This window comes from Streptomyces purpureus (genome assembly GCF_014648195.1).
Taxonomy (GTDB): Bacteria; Actinomycetota; Actinomycetes; order Streptomycetales; family Streptomycetaceae; genus Streptomyces; species Streptomyces purpureus.
Genome location: NZ_BMQQ01000017.1, coordinates 63,392 through 83,091 on the forward strand (window position 1 = coordinate 63,392; position 19,700 = coordinate 83,091).

19 protein-coding genes and 1 pseudogene are annotated in these 19,700 nt (G+C 70.9%); 3 read left to right on the top strand and 17 right to left on the bottom strand.

The features are described from left to right. The 6 genes and pseudogenes from IEZ01_RS35105 to IEZ01_RS21495 all read right to left on the bottom strand — a co-directional run. A pseudogene (locus tag IEZ01_RS35105) lies at positions 1-797 on the bottom strand (nicotinate-nucleotide--dimethylbenzimidazole phosphoribosyltransferase); the annotation flags it as partial. 336 nt (positions 798-1,133) lie between these two features. Beyond that, on the bottom strand, positions 1,134-2,360 hold the full coding sequence (gene cbiE, locus IEZ01_RS21475) for a precorrin-6y C5,15-methyltransferase (decarboxylating) subunit CbiE (protein ID WP_019884898.1): 1,227 nt from the start codon (positions 2,358-2,360) through the stop codon (positions 1,134-1,136). Between the two features lie 57 nt (positions 2,361-2,417). Then, positions 2,418-3,083, bottom strand: coding sequence for a GNAT family N-acetyltransferase (locus IEZ01_RS21480; RefSeq protein WP_019884899.1), 666 nt, complete (start codon positions 3,081-3,083; stop codon positions 2,418-2,420). A gap of 176 nt (positions 3,084-3,259) precedes the next feature. Then, positions 3,260-4,117, bottom strand: a complete 858-nt coding sequence (locus tag IEZ01_RS21485; RefSeq protein WP_019884900.1) for a MetQ/NlpA family ABC transporter substrate-binding protein — start codon at positions 4,115-4,117, stop codon at positions 3,260-3,262. Between the two features lie 69 nt (positions 4,118-4,186). Continuing rightward, positions 4,187-4,855 carry a methionine ABC transporter permease gene (locus IEZ01_RS21490; protein ID WP_019884901.1) on the bottom strand — a complete coding sequence of 223 codons (669 nt, stop codon included), beginning with the start codon at positions 4,853-4,855 and terminating at the stop codon, positions 4,187-4,189. After that, entirely contained in the window at positions 4,852-5,916 is a 1,065-nt protein-coding gene (locus IEZ01_RS21495) for a methionine ABC transporter ATP-binding protein (protein WP_189203241.1), read from the bottom strand. The genes IEZ01_RS21490 and IEZ01_RS21495 overlap by 4 nt, the downstream gene beginning before the upstream one ends. 644 nt (positions 5,917-6,560) lie before the next feature. Here IEZ01_RS21495 and IEZ01_RS21500 point away from each other — a divergent pair. Both IEZ01_RS21500 and IEZ01_RS21505 read left to right on the top strand, forming a co-directional pair. Then, entirely contained in the window at positions 6,561-6,929 is a 369-nt protein-coding gene (locus IEZ01_RS21500) for a hypothetical protein (RefSeq protein WP_019884905.1), read from the top strand. Further along, positions 6,922-7,344: a hypothetical protein gene (locus IEZ01_RS21505; RefSeq protein WP_019884908.1), complete on the top strand. Its 423-nt coding sequence runs from the start codon at positions 6,922-6,924 to the stop codon at positions 7,342-7,344. The genes IEZ01_RS21500 and IEZ01_RS21505 overlap by 8 nt, the downstream gene beginning before the upstream one ends. 7 nt (positions 7,345-7,351) lie before the next feature. Here IEZ01_RS21505 and IEZ01_RS21510 read toward each other — a convergent pair whose 3' ends face one another. From IEZ01_RS21510 to IEZ01_RS21520, 3 genes are all read right to left on the bottom strand, one after another. Beyond that, entirely contained in the window at positions 7,352-7,834 is a 483-nt protein-coding gene (locus IEZ01_RS21510) for a GNAT family N-acetyltransferase (RefSeq protein ID WP_019884909.1), read from the bottom strand. 38 nt (positions 7,835-7,872) lie between these two features. Then, positions 7,873-8,424, bottom strand: a complete 552-nt coding sequence (locus IEZ01_RS21515; RefSeq protein ID WP_052185739.1) for a sigma-70 RNA polymerase sigma factor region 4 domain-containing protein — start codon at positions 8,422-8,424, stop codon at positions 7,873-7,875. Between the two features lie 113 nt (positions 8,425-8,537). Next, on the bottom strand, positions 8,538-9,695 hold the full coding sequence (locus IEZ01_RS21520; RefSeq protein WP_189203243.1) for a glycerophosphodiester phosphodiesterase: 1,158 nt from the start codon (positions 9,693-9,695) through the stop codon (positions 8,538-8,540). A gap of 229 nt (positions 9,696-9,924) precedes the next feature. Here IEZ01_RS21520 and IEZ01_RS21525 point away from each other — a divergent pair, with 229 nt between their 5' ends. After that, complete coding sequence (locus tag IEZ01_RS21525; protein WP_019884912.1) at positions 9,925-10,599, top strand: lysophospholipid acyltransferase family protein; 675 nt, start codon at positions 9,925-9,927, stop codon at positions 10,597-10,599. Between the two features lie 131 nt (positions 10,600-10,730). On the opposite strand, the gene IEZ01_RS21530 is transcribed toward IEZ01_RS21525, so the two are convergent. From IEZ01_RS21530 to argJ, 8 genes are all read right to left on the bottom strand, one after another. Next, the gene (locus IEZ01_RS21530; RefSeq protein ID WP_189203245.1) at positions 10,731-12,275 is read right to left on the bottom strand and encodes an MFS transporter; all 1,545 of its coding nucleotides are present in this window, start codon (positions 12,273-12,275) and stop codon (positions 10,731-10,733) included. Next, a complete protein-coding gene (locus IEZ01_RS21535) occupies positions 12,272-12,823 on the bottom strand; it encodes a TetR/AcrR family transcriptional regulator (RefSeq protein WP_019884914.1) in 552 nt (183 codons plus the stop codon). The genes IEZ01_RS21530 and IEZ01_RS21535 overlap by 4 nt, the downstream gene beginning before the upstream one ends. A gap of 135 nt (positions 12,824-12,958) precedes the next feature. Then, a complete protein-coding gene (gene argH / locus IEZ01_RS21540; RefSeq protein ID WP_019884915.1) occupies positions 12,959-14,386 on the bottom strand; it encodes an argininosuccinate lyase in 1,428 nt (475 codons plus the stop codon). A gap of 98 nt (positions 14,387-14,484) precedes the next feature. Then, positions 14,485-15,678: an argininosuccinate synthase gene (locus IEZ01_RS21545; protein WP_019884916.1), complete on the bottom strand. Its 1,194-nt coding sequence runs from the start codon at positions 15,676-15,678 to the stop codon at positions 14,485-14,487. Between the two features lie 149 nt (positions 15,679-15,827). Next, on the bottom strand, positions 15,828-16,400 hold the full coding sequence (locus tag IEZ01_RS21550; protein ID WP_019884917.1) for an arginine repressor: 573 nt from the start codon (positions 16,398-16,400) through the stop codon (positions 15,828-15,830). Positions 16,401-16,407: 7 nt separating this feature from the next. Then, the gene (locus tag IEZ01_RS21555) at positions 16,408-17,607 is read right to left on the bottom strand and encodes an acetylornithine transaminase (protein WP_019884918.1); all 1,200 of its coding nucleotides are present in this window, start codon (positions 17,605-17,607) and stop codon (positions 16,408-16,410) included. Continuing rightward, on the bottom strand, positions 17,604-18,515 hold the full coding sequence (gene argB, locus IEZ01_RS21560; protein WP_019884920.1) for an acetylglutamate kinase: 912 nt from the start codon (positions 18,513-18,515) through the stop codon (positions 17,604-17,606). The genes IEZ01_RS21555 and argB overlap by 4 nt, the downstream gene beginning before the upstream one ends. Further along, positions 18,512-19,663: a bifunctional glutamate N-acetyltransferase/amino-acid acetyltransferase ArgJ gene (gene argJ / locus IEZ01_RS21565; RefSeq protein ID WP_189203247.1), complete on the bottom strand. Its 1,152-nt coding sequence runs from the start codon at positions 19,661-19,663 to the stop codon at positions 18,512-18,514. The genes argB and argJ overlap by 4 nt, the downstream gene beginning before the upstream one ends. Positions 19,664-19,700: the final 37 nt, after the last annotated feature.

The following is a 19,700-nucleotide window of genomic DNA, read 5'->3' on the forward strand; positions in this document are numbered from 1 at the left end:
TCGACGGCTGCCACGGGCGCCATCGGTGCCACCGCCTCGACCGGCTGCGACGGCTGGGCGTCCCACGGGATGCCGCCCTGCGGCGGGATCTCGCCCAGCTGCGGACCGGGCAATACCGGCGCCTCCGGCGCGGGCGCGGGCGCGGCGGCCGGAACCGGGGCGACGGTCTGGACCGGGGCGGGCGCCGGAGCGGGTGCGGTGGCCTGGGCGGGCTGGGCCTCGCGGGGCACGTCCAGGTACTCGGATCCGACGGTCGCGGATCCGGCGACCCGTACGGGCGTCGGAGCGGCCGGGGTGCCGGCGGGGCCGCGGTCGGCCAGGGAGCGGACCACGCCGCCGGAGCCCTCGGCGACCGGCGGGCCCATGTGCAGCGGACGGCGGGCGGGCGGCGCCTGCGCGGCCGCCGGCGGCGGGACACGTACACCGCTGAGGTCGACGGAGCCGGAGTCCCGGCCGCCGGTCTCGTGAACGCCCGGCTCGTACGTCTCGTACACAGGGGTGGGCTGCGCCATGGCCTCGGGGGCCTGCGGGGCGGGCTGCTCGGCCGGGATCCCGCCGGCCACCGGCGGCACGGGCGCGGGAGCCATGGGGGCGGGCGCCTGCGGGGACACCATGCCGGGCTGCTGCTCGCTCCAGGCGCCCTGGGCGCCCGGCATCAGGAGCAGGTCGTCGTCCTCTGCTGCGTTCTCGGAGGGGTCCAGGAAGGTGTACGCGCCCGGTGCGGGGATGCCCGGCTGCTCGACCATGCCTGCGTTCTCCGGCAGCCCCTCGCCCGGGATCTGGCCGGTGTCGGTCATGCGTACCCCTCGCCCATCGGTTGTGCTCCTTCAGATCGCCCGTCAACAACAACGAGCATGCGCGCCGCGCGGCACGAACGGCTCGCGGACTTCCAGCATTGTCGCGGCCTTTCGCCCCCGTGGCAGCGAGATCCGCCACGGTGCGCTGTGGACTGCGCCACGTCGCGCGTCCCCCGGTTCTGCCGTCTTACACGCCGTATCACACCAGGGGTTCAAAAAGGGCCCCTTTTCCGGATATTGACCGGGGGCAGCCCCGGCTGAGCTGGGGCGAACCACCGAACACCGGGGCGCGGTACAACAATCGGCCAGCCTACCTGGCGTTGTGTGCCGTCACGGTCACGGGGCGCGGTCCGGACGGTGGCCGGAGAGGAGGAAGACGACCGCGCGTTCCCGCTCCGACCAGGCTTCCGGGTCGAGGGTGACGTGCTGGAGGAGCACGCATTCGACGGCGTAGCCGCCGTCCGCAAGAGCGGTTCCGATGGCCTCTGCCTCGTCGCGGGTGGTGGCGTGGGTGACGATCCGTTCGGGGCGGCGGTCGGCGCAGGCGGTGACGACGGGTACTCCCCCGCCGCCGATCCGTACGACGTCCGGTTCGGGCAGCCGCTCCAGGACGTGCGGGGCGCGGCCGGGGACGGCCTGGAGCTGTACGCCGAAGCGGCGGGCGGCGGCCTCGGTGCGGGCGCAGGCGGCGGGGTCGGCGTCGACGGCGATGACGGCGGCGCCGAAGCGGGCGGCTTCGACGGCGAAGGCGCCGCCGCCGCAGCCGATGTCCCAGACGAGGTCGCCGGTGCGGGGCCCGAGGCGGGCGAGCTGGGCGGCGCGCAGGCCTACGGAACGGCCGGGCTCCTGGGCGTCGGTGGAGTCGGAGCCGTACGCGTCCTCGGGGAGAGCCCAGCCGCGGGTTCCGGTGGGTCCTGGTTCATGGCCCATCAGCCAGGCGCCGCCCGGGCCGGTGGCCGCGGCGCCGCCGATGACGAGGACCACGTTGGGGTCGCGCCAGGCGTGGTCGGCGGCCTTGTCGGAGGTGAGGACGGTGACCTGTTCGCGTGCGGTGCCGAGCTCCTCGCAGATGACGAAGGTGCGGTGGACCCCGTCGAGGAGGAGGGCGAGTTCGGCGGGGCCGGCGCCGGGAGAGGTGAGGACCGCGACCTTGGGGTGGGCGCGGCAGACGTTGACGGCGCGGCGCAGGGTGCGCTGGTGGGCGACGACGATCCGGGCGTCGTCCCAGGGCATGGCGGCGCGGGCGAAAGCGGCGGCGACGGAGGAGACGGCGGGGACGACTTCGACCTCGAGGCCGTGTTCGGGGGCGCGCAGGGTGCGGACGACGCCGAAGAAGCCGGGGTCGCCGTCGGCGAGGACGACGGCGGTGCCGCGGTGGCCGGCGATGCGGCGGGCGGCCAGGTCGACGCTGCCGAGGCGGATCCGTTCGGCGGTGGGCGGTACCTCGGGCAGGGCGAGGTGGTGGCCGGCGCCGGCCACCAGGGTGGCGGCGGAGAGCGCGGACCGCGCGGCCTCGGTGAGGGGCGATCCGTCCCAGCCGATCACCGTGACCCGGTCGGCCATCGTCGCTGTCTCCTGAAAGTGTTGTCGCTGGTCGGGCCAGGCCGAGGTTACCCGGCCTCAGCTCCAGTCGGTGAAGGAGGAGTAGCCGGCGTCTGCCATCTGGTCGGTGACGCCTTCGAGGTCCTCGGGGAGCAGGCTCCAGACGATCAGGTCGGTCCTGATGTCGCTCCAGCCGCCGTCCGTGACGTCGTCGGGGCGGGTGCGGGCTATCCAGGCGTTGCGCAGGACGCCCTCGCTGATGCAGCCGATCTTCTGGGCGACCTGCTGGGCGGCGGTGTTGTCGGCGGCGGTGCGCAGTTCCAGGCGTTCGAACTTCTGGTCGCGGAAGAGCCATTGGGCGGCGGCGAGGACGGATTCGGTGGCGTATCCCTCGCCGCGGGCCCAGGGGGCGGTGACATAGGTGACTTCGGTGCTGAGGGTGCGCCAGTTGGTGTTCTTGAGGTGGATGGTGCCGACGAGGCGCTGGGTGAGGAACTCGGTGACGGCAAGGACCACACCGCGGCCTTCGGTGCGCTCCGCAGGAGCGATCCTGCTGACCCATTCCCGGGCGTCGGCCTCGGTGTAGGGGTACGGGACGGAGGTCCAGGCGGTGACCAGCTCGTCGTTCATCATCTCGACGTACGCGGGGATGTCGGCCTCTTCGTACGGGCGTAGCACCAGCCGGTCCGTGCTGATGGAGATGTCCGGGAACGCCGGAGAGGGGGTAGTCATGCGCAGCTCCATACCGAGGACCGTCCGTTAAGACCGTGAACGCACAGCATGCAACATGGGGCTGCCGGTGCGCATGGCCGGGTCCGGGGCGGGTGGGACGCGGCGGAGGCCCCGCGCATCGGACGGGATGCGGGGGGCCTCCTTCACAAGGACTGTACTGCGGGGCCTACTTGGCGATCGTGGCGGCCTTACTTGGCGACCGTGCCGAAGGCCGGGACGACGGCACCGTTCTTGTAGGTGTCCTCGATGTACTTCTTCACCTCGGGCGAGTTGAGGAGCTTGGTGAGCTTCTCCACGCGCGCGTCCTTCTCGTTGCCCTCCTTGACGGCGAGGAAGTTGGCGTACGGGTTGCCCTCCGCCTTCTCCAGGGCGAGGGCGTCGGCGGCGGGGCTGAGCTTGGCCTCGATCGCGTAGTTGCCGTTGATGACGGCGGCGTCGACGTCGTTCAGGGCACGGGGCACGGTGGCGGCCTCCAGCTCCTTGAACTCCAGGCCCTTCTTGTCGGTGATGTCGGAGAGCTTGCCGTTCGAGCCGACGCCGTCCTTGAGGGTGATCAGACCGACGTCGGAGAGCAGCTTGAGCGCACGGCCGCCGTTGGTGGTGTCGTTCGGGACGGCGATGGTCTGGCCGGCCTTGATCTCCTTGAGGTCCTTCAGCTTCTTGGAGTAGAGGCCGAGAGGCTCCAGGTGGACGTTGACGACGGGGACGATGGTCGTCCTGTTCTTCTTGTTGAAGTCGTCCAGGTAGGGCTTGTGCTGGAAGAAGTTGGCGTCGACCTGGCCGGACTGGGTGGCGGTGTTCGGCAGGACGTAGTCGGTGAACTCCTTCACCTCCAGCTTCAGGCCGGCCTTCTCGGCGAGGTTGTCCTTGACGAAGTTGAGGATGTCGGCGTGCGGCGTCGGGGACGCGGCGACGACGAGCGCCTTGGAGGAGTCTGAGCCGCCCTTGGCGGAGGACGGGTCGGAGGCCGTGCCGCAGGCGGTGAGGCCGAGGGCGAGAGCGGCGGAGGCGGCGGCGGCCGCGGTGAGCTTGATGTTCTTACGCACGAAAAGTGCCTCTTTCTGGTGATGCGGGTGGCGCCCGGACAAGGAGTGCGGGCTCTTTGGTGCCAGGTGTCAGGCGGTGCGGCCGCGGCGCGCGAGGAGCCGTACGGCGAGGTCACCGATGAGCTGGACAACGGTGACGATCGCGATCAGGACGACGACCGTGATCAGCATGAACTGGGTGTCGAACCGCTGGTATCCGTAGGTGATGGCCTTGGAGCCGAGGCCTTCGCCGCCGACCGCGCCGGCCATCGCCGAGTAGCCGATGAGCACGATGACGGTGGTGGTGACGCCGGACACGAGTGAGGGCAGGGCCTGCGGGAGCAGCACCTTGCGGATGATCGTCGGGATGGATCCGCCCATGGACTGGACGGCTTCGACCAGGCCGTGGTCGACCTCGCGGACCGCCGTCTCGACGAGTCGCGCGAAGAAGGGGATGGCCCCGACGGCCAGCGGCACGATCATCGCGGTGGGGCCGATGAAGGTGCCGACGACGAGGGTGGTGAAGGGGATCAGGGCGATCAGCAGGATGATGAACGGCAGCGAGCGGCCGATGTTCACGATCACGCCGACGACCTTGTTGAGGGGCCGGTTCTGCAGGAGGCCGCCCTTGTCCGTGAGGACGAGGAGGATGCCGAGCGGGAGTCCGCCGAGGACGGTGACCACCGTGGACCACAGCACCATGTAGAGGGTGTCGATGGTGCCCTGCTCCAGCAGGGGCTGCATCTCCGACCAGGTCACTTGGCACCTTCCTTGGCCAGTACGGGGCTCTGCGCGGCCTGCGCGGGGACGGTCGCGTCCGCTTCGACGATCTCGACCTGGAGGCCCTGCTCGCGCAGGAAGCCGACCGGGACGACGTTCTCCTCGTAGCGGCCGGGCAGTTCGATCCGCATCCGGCCGATCTGGCGTCCGCCGACGGTGTCCATGGCGGCGCCGAGGATGGAGATGTCGACGTTGTACGTGCGGGAGAGCTGCGAGATGACCGGCTGGGTGGCGGCCTCGCCGTGGAACGTCACGTCGACGACGGTGCGGTCGGGGCCGGTGGCGTCGCCGGTCACCGGGAAGAGCTCGGCGGCCAGTTCGGAGCCCGGGGTGGCGAGGAGTTCACTCACGGTGCCGGACTCGACGATGCGGCCCTTCCGCATCAGCGCGGCCGAGTCGCAGATCGTCTTGACGACGTCCATCTCGTGGGTGATGAGCAGGACGGTCAGACCGAGCTGGCGGTTGAGATCGCGCAGCAGCTGGAGGATGGAGCGGGTGGTCTCCGGGTCAAGGGCGCTGGTGGCCTCGTCGGAGAGGAGCACCTTGGGGTTGCCGGCGAGGGCGCGGGCGATGCCGACGCGCTGCTTCTGGCCGCCGGAGAGCTGGCCGGGGTAGGCCTTGGCCTTGTCGGCGAGGCCGACGAGATCGAGGAGTTCGAGGGCGCGGCGGGAGCGCTCGGCGCCGGAGACGCCGAGGATCTCCAGCGGGAGCTCGATGTTGTCCTCGACGGTGCGCGAGGACAGCAGGTTGAAGTGCTGGAAGACCATGCCGATGCTGCTGCGCGCGCGGCGCAGGTCCTTGCCGGCGCGGCGGCCGCGTCCGGCGAGGGCGGTGAGGTCGACGCCGTCGACGGTCACGGTGCCGGAGGTGGGGCGCTCCAGGAGGTTGACGCAGCGGATGAGCGAGGACTTTCCGGCGCCGCTCTGTCCGATCACGCCGAAGACCTCGCCTTCGCGGACATGGAGGTCGACGCCGTCCAGAGCGGTGACCTGGCGGCCTCGCGACTCGTAGACCTTGGTCAGGCCTGTTGTGGTGATCACAGGGTTTCCGTCACTGTCGAGTGCGCGGCGCGGTGTCCGCCGGCACGGGGCATTCGTGGACAGTCAGGCGCAGAATGGCTGCCGGCCGGTGGCCGGGTGGCAGCGCGTGCGCGGGGCGGGCTCGGCCGTACGCGGTGGGGGTTTCCATGGCGTACGGATCCGGCCGGGCCGTCGGTCTCGCTTCGGGGCGCGAGGCACAGGCGGGGGCCCTCAGAAGGCGCACATTCGACACATACAACGAGCACCGGGCGTCGTGATCGCCTCGGTCGCAAGGGTGCGGCTGCTCGTCGTGGTCATGGCTGCAAGTAAAGCAGACACGGGTACGACACCCGGCCGAGTGTCCGAATAGCGGACGCGTTCTCCTCTGTATACGGACGCTTCGCGGGCCGGCCCGCGAGGCCGCGCCAGGCCCCTGACCTGGGCTGACAAGGGAGGGCGGCCGGTGGTCGCGGCGGGTTTGTGGGTGCGGCCGCCGCGCGACTGTGGTCAAGACCACTGGGGGCCGACGCGGTGTGCTCATCGCGGCGGCGGCGTCCTGAGCGGCCGCGGCGCCGGCCGCGATCGCCTCCGGGAGCCGGCGCGGGCCGGGCCGGACGCGGGGGCCGAGCGCTTCGGGTCTTTTGGCGCGTAATACCCTCGGGCGCATGCTTGACGCCCTGACGGTCGCGGTCGCCGTGGCCGCGCTCGCCCTCGCCGCCTGGTGCGGCTTCGCCTTCACCCGCGACCAGCCCACCAAGGACTGGCACTTCATCGGCATGGCCGTGGTGACGGTCCTGGCGCTGGCCCAGCTGGTGACGGGGATCGTGCAGCTCGCGCGGGGCGAGGAGGCCGGCGAGGGTACGGCGATCTTCGTCGCGTATCTGCTCGGCGCGCTCTTCACGGTGCCCGTGGCCGGCTTCATGTCGCTCACCGAGCGCTCCCGCTGGGGGTCGGCGACGGTCGCCGCCGGCGCGGTGGTCCTCGCGGTGCTCGAGGTGCGGCTGTGGGACATCTGGGGAGGCGTCGATGTCTGAGCCGAACGCTGTCGGGCGGGCCCGGCTGGTCCAGGGCCCCGGCATGCTGCTCGTGTGGCTGTACGGGGTGATGTCGGTCGGCGCGGTCTCCCGCTCCGTCTACCAGATCGCCACCGAGTACGACCGGGCCCCGCTGGCGTACACCCTGTCGGCCGTGGCGGCCGTGGTCTACGCGTTCATCACGTACACGCTCTTCCGCGGCGGTGAGACGGCCCGCAAGGCGGCGCTGGTGTGCTGCGCCGCCGAGCTGGTGGGCGTCCTGACCGTGGGCACCTGGACGATGGCGGACCCGTCCGCCTTCCCCGATGCCACGGTCTGGTCCGACTACGGCCTGGGCTATCTGCTGATTCCGGTCCTGCTGCCGGTCACCGGCATCGTCTGGCTGCGCCGCTCACGCCGGACCGCCCAGGCCTGAGCCGGCCTCAGGCGGCCTTCTCCAGGGTGACGAGGGTGAGCCGGGGGCCGACCTCACGGGTGGCCACGGTCTCGTAGCCCTTGCGGCGGTACAGCCGCAGGTTGCCCTCGCTGCGGTGGCCGGTGAAGAGCTGGAACCGCTTCGCCGCAGGGGCGGGGTCCGCCGCGAAGTGCCGCTCGATCGCGTCGAGGAGCCTTCCGCCCAGGCCGTGGCGCCGCAGCCGGGGGTGCACGATGAGCTTGTCGATGCGGACCGTGCCGGTGTCGTCGGCGGTGGCCCGCACGGAGGCCACGATCTCGTCGCCGAGCCGCGCCACCAGGGCGTGCCCCTGGGCGAGTTCGGCCCGCAGCGCGTCGAGCGACTGGGTGAGGGGCTCGATGCTGTAGTCGCCGTACAGCTCGGCCTCGCTCTGGTAACACAGGTACTGCAGTTTGAGAATGTGCTCGGCGTCCTGCTCGTCCGCGGCTGAGATCGTCACGCTCATGCCCATGTGTGCATGCCTCCCGCTCACCTGGTCCACCGGTCGGTCTACCGCTCCTTTCCCCGGAGTTCAGGAACGGGAACCTCTGCAGCGAGCATTCTGCGCAGGCATCCCAGGCAACGGGAACGCATCGGCCCCAAACTCCCCTGTGAGATACCCAACTCTCCTGCGATTTCCCGGTAGGTGGGGTCGTTCGGCGACAGCATCGCAGTCAGCAGACTCGGGCAGCGTCCAGGCGTACGACGGACGGCCGCGCGCAGGACGCGGCGGCGCTCGGCGATCAGGGCGGCCCGTTCGGGAGAGTCCGGCGAGCCGTGCGGGTCCTGTGGTTCGGCGCCGCAGGGCCGTTCGCGGACGGCCGCGCGGCGGGCGCGGCGGGCCTCGGCGCGTACGGCGCGCCGCAGCCAGTCGGCGGGGTGTTCGGGGGCGCCGGGCCCCTGGAGGCGTTCCAGGAGCTGGAGCCAGACGGCCTGTTCGATGTCGTCGGGTTCCACGCCCGCGGCGGCGGCCTCCGCACGGGACTCGGCGGCGAGCAGCGGACTGAGGGCGCCGACCAGCTCGGGGGCATCAGGCAAGGGGTGTGGTTCGCTCAGCGTCATGCCGGGCACGACACGCGCGGGGCGCGGCTCGGTTGCCGCTCCGCCGCCAAACCCCCCGTACGGGCGCGCCGGGGAGGCGTCCGGGTGACGCCTCCCCCGCGGGCCGGGCCGGGTCAGCGGGCGGTGAAGTCCGCCGCCGCCAGCAGGCCGGTGTCCGGGTTGTCGGTGAAGATCCCGTCGATACCGGTCGCGAAGTACGCCTTGAGCGCGCCGAAGGCGTCGCCGTACGCCGCCGGGTCGGTGCCGCGGCGGAACTCGGCCGGCAGGAAGCTGTTCTCGTTGCGCAGGGTATACGGGTGGAGGATCAGGCCCTGCGCGTGGGCGTCACGGACCAGGGTGGTCGGCGTGGTCAGCCGGCCGTCCTTGTCCTTGGGGATGACCAGGTCGAGGGTGGGGCCGATGCCCTGCGCGTACGACGCGATCCACTTCAGGCCCGCCGGGGTGACGAGATCGGCGACCGTGCGCGGGTCGCCGGCCTCGACGAAGTCCCAGGGACGCGAGTCCGCCTGCCACAGGAGGACGACCTTGGGCGAGGCGACCAGCCGGGCCAGCCGCTGGATGCTGCTGGGCTCGAAGGACTGGAGGAAGACGGGCGAGTCCGCGCGGTGGCGGCCGTAGCGGCGCAGCAGCTTCGCGAGCGGCTCCTCGAGACCGAGGCCGAGGCCGCGGAAGTACAAGGGGTGCTTGGTCTCGACGTGCAGCCAGACCGGGCGGCCCCGGCGGCGGCCCTCCCGCTCGGCCCAGCGCAGCACCTCCTCGAAGGTGGGGATCTGCCAGCGCCCGTCGTAGAGGGTGTTCTCCTGGCGGGTGCCCGGGATGCGCTCCTTGGCGCGGAGGGTCTTGAGCTCGGCGAGCGTGAAGTCCTCGGTGAACCAGCCGGTGTATTCGGTGCCGTCGACGGTCTTCGTGGTCCGGCGGGAGGCGAACTCGGGGTGGCCGGCCACGTCGGTGGTGCCGGTGATGTCGTTCTCGTGGCGGCAGACGAGGTGGCCGTCCTTGGTGGGGACGAGGTCCTGCTCGATGACGTGGGCACCCATGTCGAGGGCGAGCTGATAGGAGCCGAGGGTGTGCTCGGGGCGGTAGCCGCTGGCACCCCGGTGCGCGATGACGGTGGGTACGGGCAGGTCGTGGCCGGGCGGGCGGTGACCGCGCCGGTCGGCGGCCTGGGCCGTGGGGCCGGCCGCGCCCAGTGCCGCGGAGCCGAGGACCGCGGCTCCGGCCGCCCCGAGGACGCTCCGCCGTCCCGGTGTCCTGCGCGCACCCTGTGTCATGAACTCTCCTTACGCCCGCGGGCCGTCCGTGTGATGTCCCGCACCTGTCAATCGTGGCCGACCATAGGCGACTACGCCTCACGGAGCGCAGACCTTGGACCAATGGCGTGGAAACTGATGTCAACACTGTGTATCCACTCGGTGAACCCGATGTGCGCGCGGAACCGACCCACGAGTATCGTCCTCACCTGCACAGACCCATACCGCCGCCCTGACACCGGAGGAACCGTTGTCCCGACTCGCCGTCATCAAGGCAGTGCTCGGACCGCTCATGCGCTTGATGTTCCGCCCCCGCGTCGAGGGCGCGGAGAACATCCCGGGGACGGGTCCGGTCATCCTGGCGGGCAACCACCTCACCTTCATCGACTCGATGATCATGCCGATCTGCCTGGACCGTCAGGTCTTCTTCATCGGCAAGGACGAGTACGTCACCGGCAAGGGCCTCAAGGGCCGCCTGATGGCCTGGTTCTTCACCAGCGTCGGCATGATCCCGGTCGACCGGGACGGCGGCCACGGCGGTGTCGCGGCGCTGATGACGGGCCGCCGCGTGCTGGAGGAGGGCAAGATCTTCTCCATCTACCCGGAGGGCACCCGCTCCCCCGACGGGCGGCTGTACCGGGGCCGTACGGGCATCGCGCGGCTGACCCTGATGACCGGGGCGCCGGTCGTGCCGTTCGCGATGATCGGCACGGACAAGATCCAGCCGGGCGGTGCCGGTCTGCCGCGGCCGGGCCGGGTGACGGTCCGCTTCGGTGAGGCGATGGAGTTCTCGCGGTACGACGGGATGGACCGGGACCGCTATGTGCTGCGGGCCGTGACGGACTCCGTGATGGCCGAGGTGATGCGGCTGTCCGGCCAGGAGTACGTGGACATGTACGCCACCAAGGCGAAGGAAGCGGCGTAGCCGCCGGATACGACGACGTGGGCCCCGGCCGGGAGTGACCGGCCGGGGCCCACGCGCGCGTGGCGGCGCCTTGAAGCAGGCGGCGGCCCGTGTTCGTACACCTCGCCCGGGCCCACGCGCGCGTGGCGGCGTCAGTGTTCGATGCCGTCGGCCAGCTTCTGGCCCTTCAGGAGGAAGAACGCGGCGACCGCGGTGGCCAGCAGGACGCTCGCGCCGACTCCGGCCGCCAGCCGCAGGCCGTCGACGAACGCCTCCTGGGCCGCGGCGAGCAGCTCCGCGCCCTGCTGGCGCGGCAGGGCGAGGGACGCCTCCACGGCTCCGCCCAGCGATTCATGGGCGGCCGACGCGGCGCCGGCGGGGACGCCGGCCGGGGTCACGAAGTCGCGGTAGACCCTGGTCACGACGGAGCCCAGGAGCGCGATGCCGAGCGCAGCACCCAGTTCGTATGCGGTCTCCGAGACGGCCGAGGCCGAACCGGCCTGCTCCTTGGGGACGCTGGAGAGGATGACGTCGGCGGTGACGGTGAACGAGAAGCCCGCTCCGATGCCGACGACGAGCAGGGCCGCGCCGAGCAGGGGGTAGCCGGTGGAGGCGTCGATCAGCGTCATCGCCGCGAGCGCGAGGCCCACCGCGGCGAGCCCGCCGGCGACCACGGACCGTACGGAGAACCGACGGGCGACGACGCCCGCGATCAGACCGGTCGCCACCGCGCCGATCGCGGCGGGCAGTTCGGCGAGTCCGGCCTCGAAGGGCTGCCTGCCCTGGACCAGTTGCAGGAACTGGCTGAGGAAGAACACCAGGCCGGACAGGCCGAGGATGGTCAGCAGATCGGCCAGGACGGCGCCGGAGAATCCCCGGTGGCGGAAGAGCCGCATGTCGAGCAGGGGTGTGGGCAGGGTCAGCTGCCTGCGGACGAAGCCGTACAGCGCGGCGGCTCCGACGGCCGCGGCGGCGCCCGCCTCCCAGTTCACGCCGTGGCTCGCGGCTTCCTTGATGGCGTAGACGACGCCGATCATGCCGATGAGGGAGAGGCCGACGCTGATCAGGTCCCAGGGGCCGGTGACCTTGTTCTTGGACTCGGGCAGCAGCTTGACGCCGACGAGGACGAGCACCGCCATCACGGGCAGGTTGATGAGGAAGACCGAGCCCCACCAGAAGTGTTCGAGCAGGAACCCGCCGACGACCGGGCCGACGGCCGCGCCGGCCGAGGCCATCGCGCCCCAGATGCCGATGGCGAGGCTGCGCTCCTTGGGGTCGTGGAAGATGTTGCGGATCAGCGCCAGCGTGGACGGCATCAGCGTCGCACCGGCGACACCGAGCAGGGCCCGGGCGAGGATCATCATCTCGGGGGTGGTGGCGTACGCGTTGAGCACGGAGACCGCGCCGAACGCGACGGCGCCGGTCAACAGCAGCTTCTTACGGCCGATCCGGTCGCCGAGGCTGCCCATCGAGACCAGCAGACCCGCGATGACGAACGAGTAGACGTCGCCGATCCACAGCAGCTGGGTGCCGGTGGGCTTGAGGTCCTCGCTCAGGAAGGGGGTGGCGAGGCCGAGGACGGTGGCGTCGACCGCGACCAGGAGGACGGCCAGCACCAGTACCGCGAGGGCGAGCCAGCGCCCGGGGCGGTACAGCGCGTCGTCCGTCCCGCTCGTGCGCTGGACAGTGCTGCTCATTTCTCCACACTCCGTCGTGCTCCGCCGAGCAACAGCTCGGCGATCATGTATTGGAAGTCGTTCTTGGCGACCCGGCCGTCCATGACGGCCCAGGCGCAGCTGCCGAGGAGCCCGTAGAGGGCCTCGGTGAGCCATACCGGCGAGAGATCGATCCGGAACTCGCCCTGTTCCTGGCCGCGCCGGAAGAGAGCCGAGACGCGGGCGTCGAGCCGGGCCCAGCCCTCGTTCACCTGGTCGCCCTCGAAGAGCTGGTTCTCGGTGACGAGGAAGGCGAGGAGCTCCGCGACGTTCTCCATCTCGGCGACCAGCCGCCGCAGGGCGTCGCCCGCTCCGCCTTCGTCGAGCCGGGCCCGGTCGAGCGCGGCCTCGAACTCCCGGATGCCGTACGCCTCCAGGGCCCGGACGAGCGCGTCCCGCCCGGCGAAGTGCCGGTGCAGGGTCGCGCGCCCGATCCCGGCGGCGCGGGCGACCTCGTCCATCGTCGCGGTCGACTTACGGGCGAGGAGGGCGGCGGCGGTGCGGAGCACCTGTTCACGATCCATGGCCATGAGACAACCATACACCTAATGAGACGTTGACGTCTCATTCGATATTCAGATGACTCATCCAGGGCCCCGGAAACGCCGAAAGGCCCCTCGCGGGGCCTTCCGTGGAAGTGGGTGGCGGCGCTGTGACCGCCGGGGTTACTTCTTGGCGTTCGCCCAGGCGTGCTGGATCACCAGGTCCGCCTTGAGCTCGACCAGCTGGGTGGCGACGGCCGAGGGGGCCGTGCCGCCCCGGCCGTTGCGGGAGGCGAGTGCGCCGGGGACGTTGAGGACCGTGCGGACCTCCGGGGTCAGGTGCTCGGAGATCTTGGCGAACTGCTCGTCGGTGAGGTCGTCGAGCTCGATGCCCCGCGCCTCGCACTCCTTGACGCACTCACCGGCGACCTCGTGCGCGACCCGGAATGGAACGCCCTGCTTGACCAGCCATTCGGCGATGTCGGTGGCGAGCGAGAAGCCGGCCGGGGCGAGCTCCTCCATCCGCTCACGGTTGACGGTCAGCGTCGCCATCATGCCGGTGAAGGCGGGCAGCAGGACCTCCAGCTGGTCGCAGGAGTCGAAGACCGGCTCCTTGTCCTCCTGGAGGTCACGGTTGTAGGCCAGCGGCAGCGCCTTCAGGGTGGCGAGCAGCCCGGTCAGATTGCCGATGAGCCGTCCCGACTTGCCGCGCGCAAGCTCGGCGATGTCCGGGTTCTTCTTCTGCGGCATGATCGACGAGCCGGTGGAGAAGGCGTCGTGCAGCGTCACGAAGGAGAACTCCTTCGTGTTCCAGATGATGATCTCCTCCGCGATGCGGGAGAGGTTCACCCCGATCATCGCCGTGATGAAGGCGAACTCGGCGACGAAGTCCCGCGAGGCCGTGCCGTCGATGGAGTTGCCGGCGGAGCCCCGCTCGAAACCGAGGTCGGCGGCGACCGCCTCCGGGTCGAGGCCCAGCGAGGAGCCGGCCAGCGCCCCGGAGCCGTACGGGGAGACGGCCGTGCGGGTGTCCCACTGCCGCAGCCGCTCGGCGTCCCGGGAGAGGGACTGCACATGCGCCAGCACATGGTGGGCGAAGAGGACCGGCTGAGCGTGCTGGAGATGCGTACGGCCGGGCATGGCGACGTCCGGATGTGCCTCGGCGAGGCCGACCAGGGCGTCCTGGAGGTCGGCGATGAGGCCGCCGATGATCCGGGCGTGGTCGCGCAGGTACATCCGGAAGAGCGTGGCGACCTGGTCGTTTCGGGACCGGCCGGCGCGCAGCTTGCCGCCGAGGTCCGGGCCGAGCCGCTCCAGCAGACCGCGCTCCAGGGCGGTGTGAACGTCCTCGTCGGCGATGGTGCCGGTGAACGAGCCGTCGGCGACGTCGGCCTCCAGCTGGTCGAGGCCGGCCAGCATGCGGGTCAGTTCGTCCTCGGTCAGCAGACCCGCCTTGTGGAGCACGCGCGCGTGGGCGCGGGAGCCGGCGATGTCGTACGGCGCCAGTCGCCAGTCGAAGTGGACCGACGCGGACAGCTTGGCGAGGGCCTCGGCGGGGCCGTCGGCGAACCGGCCGCCCCAGAGCCGGACGTCACCGTTGTTGCTGCTCACTGCTGTGCTCCTCGGGAGGGTGCTGCTGTGCCTTGGATGTGCCACCGCCTCCCCGGCGCGGAGGTACGGGGAGGCGGCCGGATGTCAACGTACGGGCGTTACGCGAGGTCGCGCTTGGCGGCGATCTTCGACGACAGGGCGAAGATGTCGATGAATCCCTGGGCCTTGGACTGGTCGAAGGTGTCGCCCGAGTCGTAGGTGGCGAGGTTGAAGTCGTACAGCGACTCGTCGGACTTCCGGCCGGTGACGACGGCGCGGCCGCCGTGCAGGGTCATCCGGATGTCGCCGGTGACGTGCTGGTTGGCCTCGTTGATGAAGCCGTCCAGGGCGCGCTTGAGCGGGGAGAACCACAGGCCGTCGTAGACGAGCTCGCCCCAGCGCTGCTCGACCTGCCGCTTGTAGCGGGCCAGCTCGCGCTCGACGGTGACGTTCTCCAGCTCCTGGTGGGCGGTGATCAGGGCGATCGCGCCGGGCGCCTCGTAGACCTCACGGGACTTGATGCCGACGAGACGGTCCTCGACCATGTCGATCCGGCCGATGCCCTGGGCTCCGGCGCGCTCGTTGAGCTGCTGGATGGCCTGCAGGACGGTGACCGGCTTGCCGTCGATGGCGACCGGGACGCCCTCCTTGAAGGAGATGACGACCTCGTCGGCCTCGCGGGCCACGGCCGGGTTCTGGGTGTACTCGTAGATGTCCTCGATCGGCGCGTTCCAGATGTCCTCGAGGAATCCGGTCTCGACGGCGCGACCGAAGACGTTCTGGTCGATGGAGTACGGGGACTTCTTCGTGGTGGCGATCGGGAGGTCCGCCTTCTCGGCGAAGGCGATCGCCTTGTCCCGGGTCATCGCGTAGTCACGGACCGGGGCGATGCACTTGAGGTCCGGGCCGAGGGCCTGGATGCCGGCCTCGAAGCGGACCTGGTCGTTGCCCTTGCCCGTGCAGCCGTGGGCGACGATGCCGGCGTTGTGCTTCCTGGCGGCGGCCACGAGGTGCTTGACGATGGTCGGCCGGGAGAGGGCCGAGACCAGCGGGTAGCGGTCCATGTAGAGGGCGTTGGCCTTGATCGCCGGGAGGCAGTACTCGTCGGCGAACTCGTCCTTGGCGTCCGCGACCTCGGCCTCCACCGCACCGCAGGCGAGCGCGCGCTTACGGATGACGTCCAGGTCCTCGCCGCCCTGGCCGACGTCCACGGCAACGGCGATGACCTCGGCACCCGTCTCCTCGGCGATCCAGCCGATGGCGACGGAGGTGTCCAGGCCGCCCGAGTAGGCGAGTACGACGCGCTCGGTCACGGGTTTCTCCTTACGGTGCATTCACTGATGGGTATAACTATGCAGTCCTCCGTATGTTTTGTCAACGCGGTCGTCCCCCCGGGGGAATGACGTAAGGGGCGGCCTCCCGGGAGGCCGCCCCTTACGTGGCGTACTGCTTGCTCAGGTGTTCAGCTGGTCGAGCGGTCGTTCTGTGCCAGGCGCAGCAGGTGGTCGGCGAGCGCCTGCCCGCCCACCGGATCGCGGGAGATCAGCAGCAGTGTGTCGTCGCCCGCGATGGTGCCGAGGATGTCGTGGAGCTCCGCCTGGTCGATGGCGGACGCGAGGAACTGGGCCGCCCCGGGCGGGGTGCGCAGGACCACGAGGTTGGCCGAGGCCTCGGCGGAGATCAACAGCTCCCCGGAGAGGCGCCGCATGCGCTCCTCCTTGGCGGACTCGCCGAGCGGGGCCTGCGGGGTGCGGAATCCGCCCTCGCTCGGCACCGCGTAGATCAGCTCGCCGCCGGTGTTGCGGATCTTCACCGCGCCCAGCTCGTCCAGGTCCCGGGAGAGCGTCGCCTGGGTGACGCTCAGCCCGTCGTCGGCGAGCAGCTTGGCCAGCTGGCTCTGCGAGCGGACCGGCTGGCGGTTGAGGATGTCCACGATCCGGCGGTGCCGCGCGGTACGGGTCTGCGGAACGGACGGCCCTCCCCCAGGCTCCGCCCGGGGGGACCCCCAGTCCTCGGTGTCCTGCGCGTCGGTCATCGTCGTCTCATTCTCCGGATCGTCCTTCGCCGTGGCTCTCGTCGAGGATGCCGGGCAGGGCCTGGAGGAAGGCGTCCACCTCCGCGTCGCCGACGATCAGCGGCGGCATGATCCGTACGACATCGGGGGCGGGGGCGTTCACCAGGACACCGGCACCCTGAGCCGCCTGCTGCGCCTGCGGCGCGCGGGGCTCGGTGAGCACGATACCCAGCAGGAGGCCCGCGCCACGGACATAGGAGACCAGCGGGTGGTTCAGCGCCTCGATTCCGTTCCTCAGCTTCTCGCCGAGCCGCTTCACCTCGTCGAGGGCGCCGTCGGCGGCGAGGGTGTCGACCACGGCGAGACCGGCGGCGCAGGAGACCGGGTTGCCGCCGAAGGTGGTGCCGTGGTGGCCGGGCCCGAACAGGTCGGCGGCCGCGCCGAAGGCGACGGTGGCGCCGATCGGCAGACCGCCGCCGAGCCCCTTGGCGAGGGTGACGACGTCGGGTTCGACGCCTTCGTGGCCCTGGTGCTCGAACCAGTGGCCGGTCCGGCCGATGCCGGTCTGCACCTCGTCCAGGACGAGGAGGGTGCCGGTGGCGCGGGTGATCTCGCGGGCGGCCGTCAGATAGCCGGCCGGAGGCACGACGACGCCGTTCTCACCTTGGATCGGCTCGATGACGACCATTGCCGTGTCCTCGGTGACCGCGGCCCGCAGCGCCTGCACGTCCCCGTAGGGGACATGGGTGACGTCGCCGGGCAGCGGCAGGAAGGGCTCCTGCTTCCCGGGCTGGCCGGTCAGCGCGAGCGAGCCCATCGTCCGGCCGTGGAAACCGCCCTCGGTGGCGACCACGTGCCGGCGGCCGGTGAGCCGGCCGATCTTGAAGGCGGCTTCGTTGGCCTCGGCGCCGGAGTTGCAGAAGAAGACCTTGCCCGGGCGGCCGAAAAGCTGGAGCAGCCGCTCGGCGAGGGCGACCGGCGGTTCGGCGACGAACAGGTTCGAGACATGGCCCAGCGAGGCGATCTGCCGCGACACGGCCTCCACCACGGCCGGGTGGGCGTGGCCGAGCGCGTTGACGGCGATACCGCCGACGAAGTCGAGGTACGCGTTGCCGTCGGCGTCCCAGACCGTGCAGCCCTCGCCGCGGACCAGGGGGAGCCGCGGGGTGCCGTAGTTGTTCATCAGCGCGCCCTGCCAGCGCTCGGTCAGATCCTGGTTGCCGCTCATGATTCCCCCAGCTGGCCCGGCTGGTCCGCTACGACCATCGTGCCGATGCCCTCGTCCGTGAAGATCTCCAGCAGGATCGAGTGCTGGACCCGTCCGTCGATCACGCGCGCGGTGGTGACCCCGTTGCGGACGGCGTGCAGACACCCCTCCATCTTCGGAACCATGCCGCTGGACAGCTCGGGGAGCAGTTTCTCCAGCTGGCTCGCCGTGAGACGGCTGATCACCTCGTCGCTGTTGGGCCAGTCCTCGTAGAGCCCCTCGACGTCCGTGAGGACCATCAGGGTCTCCGCGCCCAGCGCCGCAGCGAGTGCCGCAGCCGCCGTATCAGCATTGACGTTGTAGACATGTCCGTCGTCCTGGGAACGGGCGATCGAGGAGACGACCGGGATCCGGCCGTCCTCCAGGAGCGCCGCGATGGCGCCGGTGTCGATGGCAGTGATCTCACCGACCCGGCCGATGTCGACCTGCTCGCCCTCGATGACCGGCTGGTGCTTGGTGGCCGTGATCGTGTGCGCGTCCTCGCCGGTGAGACCGACCGCGAACGGGCCGTGCTGATTGAGCAACCCGACCAGCTCCCGCTGGACCTGGCCGGCTAGCACCATCCGTACGACGTCCATCGCCTCCGGCGTCGTCACCCGCAGACCGGCCTTGAACTCGCTGACCAGACCGTGCCGGTCGAGCGCGGCGCTGATCTGCGGGCCGCCGCCGTGCACCACGACCGGCTTGAGGCCGGCGTGCCGCAGGAAGACCACGTCCTGGGCGAAGGCCGCCTTCAGCTCGTCGTCGACCATGGCGTTGCCGCCGAACTTGATGACGACGGTCTTGCCGTGATGGCGGGTGAGCCAGGGCAGCGCCTCGATCAGCGTCTGCGCCTTGGGCAGGGCGGTGTGTTTACGGGTCTGGCTCATGAGGAGTACGCGCTGTTCTCGTGGACGTAGTCGGCGGTGAGGTCGTTGGCCCAGATGACGGCCTTCTCGGACCCGGCGGAGAGATCGGCGGTGATCGTGACCTCCCGGTAGCGCATGTCGACGAGGTCGCGATCCTCACCGACGGAGCCGTTCTTGCAGACCCAGATGCCGTTGATGGCGACGTTGAGCCGGTCCGGGTCGAAGGCGGCCTTCGTCGTACCGATCGCGGAGAGCACCCGGCCCCAGTTGGGGTCCTCGCCGTGGATGGCGCACTTGAGCAGGTTGTTCCGGGCGATAGAGCGGCCCACCTCGACGGCGTCGTCCTCGGAGGCGGCGTTGACCACCTCGATCCGGATGTCCTTCGAGGCGCCCTCGGCGTCGCCGATCAGCTGCCGGGCGAGATCGTCGCAGACCTCGCGGACGGCCTCGGCGAACTCCTCGTAGGCGGGCGTGACCCCGGCCGCGCCGGAGGCCAGCAGCAGCACGGTGTCGTTGGTGGACATGCAGCCGTCGGAGTCGACCCGGTCGAACGTGACCCGGGTCGCGCCCCGCAGCGCCTTGTCCAGGTCCGCGGAGCTCACGTCGGCGTCGGTGGTGAGGACCACGAGCATGGTGGCCAGGCCCGGGGCGAGCATGCCCGCGCCCTTGGCCATGCCGCCGACCGTCCATCCGTCCTTCGTGACGACCGACGTCTTGTGGACGGTGTCGGTGGTCTTGATGGCGATGGCGGCCTTCTCGCCACCGTGCTGGGAGAGCTCGCCGACGGCCTTCTCGACGCCCGGCAGCAGCTTGTCCATCGGCAGCAGGACACCGATCAGGCCCGTGGAGGCGACGGCGACCTCGCCGGCGCCGATCCGGAGGACCTCCGCGGCCTTCTCGGCCGTGGCGTGGGTGTCCTGGAAGCCCTTCGGGCCGGTGCAGGCGTTCGCGCCACCGGAGTTGAGGACGACGGCGGTCACCTCGCCGGTCTTGAGGACCTGCTCGGACCAGAGGACCGGGGCGGCCTTGACGCGGTTGGAGGTGAAGACACCCGCGGCGGCACGGCGGGGCCCGGTGTTGACCACGAGGGCCAGGTCCGGGTTGCCGTTCTCCTTGATCCCGGCGGCGATACCCGCCGCCGTGAACCCCTTCGCTGCGGTCACGCTCACTGTGCTGCTCCGTTCGCTTCTCCGGCTCCGCAGCACA

Coding starts and splice junctions, on each gene's coding strand:
- cbiE (WP_019884898.1), bottom strand. CDS start 2,360: ATGGCCGACCGGGTCACGGTGATCGGCTGGGACGGATCGCCCCTCACC.
- IEZ01_RS21480 (WP_019884899.1), bottom strand. CDS start 3,083: ATGGAGCTGCGCATGACTACCCCCTCTCCGGCGTTCCCGGACATCTCC.
- IEZ01_RS21500 (WP_019884905.1), top strand. CDS start 6,561: ATGCTTGACGCCCTGACGGTCGCGGTCGCCGTGGCCGCGCTCGCCCTC.
- IEZ01_RS21505 (WP_019884908.1), top strand. CDS start 6,922: ATGTCTGAGCCGAACGCTGTCGGGCGGGCCCGGCTGGTCCAGGGCCCC.
- IEZ01_RS21510 (WP_019884909.1), bottom strand. CDS start 7,834: ATGGGCATGAGCGTGACGATCTCAGCCGCGGACGAGCAGGACGCCGAG.
- IEZ01_RS21515 (WP_052185739.1), bottom strand. CDS start 8,424: ATGACGCTGAGCGAACCACACCCCTTGCCTGATGCCCCCGAGCTGGTC.
- IEZ01_RS21520 (WP_189203243.1), bottom strand. CDS start 9,695: ATGACACAGGGTGCGCGCAGGACACCGGGACGGCGGAGCGTCCTCGGG.
- IEZ01_RS21530 (WP_189203245.1), bottom strand. CDS start 12,275: ATGAGCAGCACTGTCCAGCGCACGAGCGGGACGGACGACGCGCTGTAC.
- IEZ01_RS21535 (WP_019884914.1), bottom strand. CDS start 12,823: ATGGCCATGGATCGTGAACAGGTGCTCCGCACCGCCGCCGCCCTCCTC.
- IEZ01_RS21550 (WP_019884917.1), bottom strand. CDS start 16,400: ATGACCGACGCGCAGGACACCGAGGACTGGGGGTCCCCCCGGGCGGAG.
- IEZ01_RS21555 (WP_019884918.1), bottom strand. CDS start 17,607: ATGAGCGGCAACCAGGATCTGACCGAGCGCTGGCAGGGCGCGCTGATG.
- argB (WP_019884920.1), bottom strand. CDS start 18,515: ATGAGCCAGACCCGTAAACACACCGCCCTGCCCAAGGCGCAGACGCTG.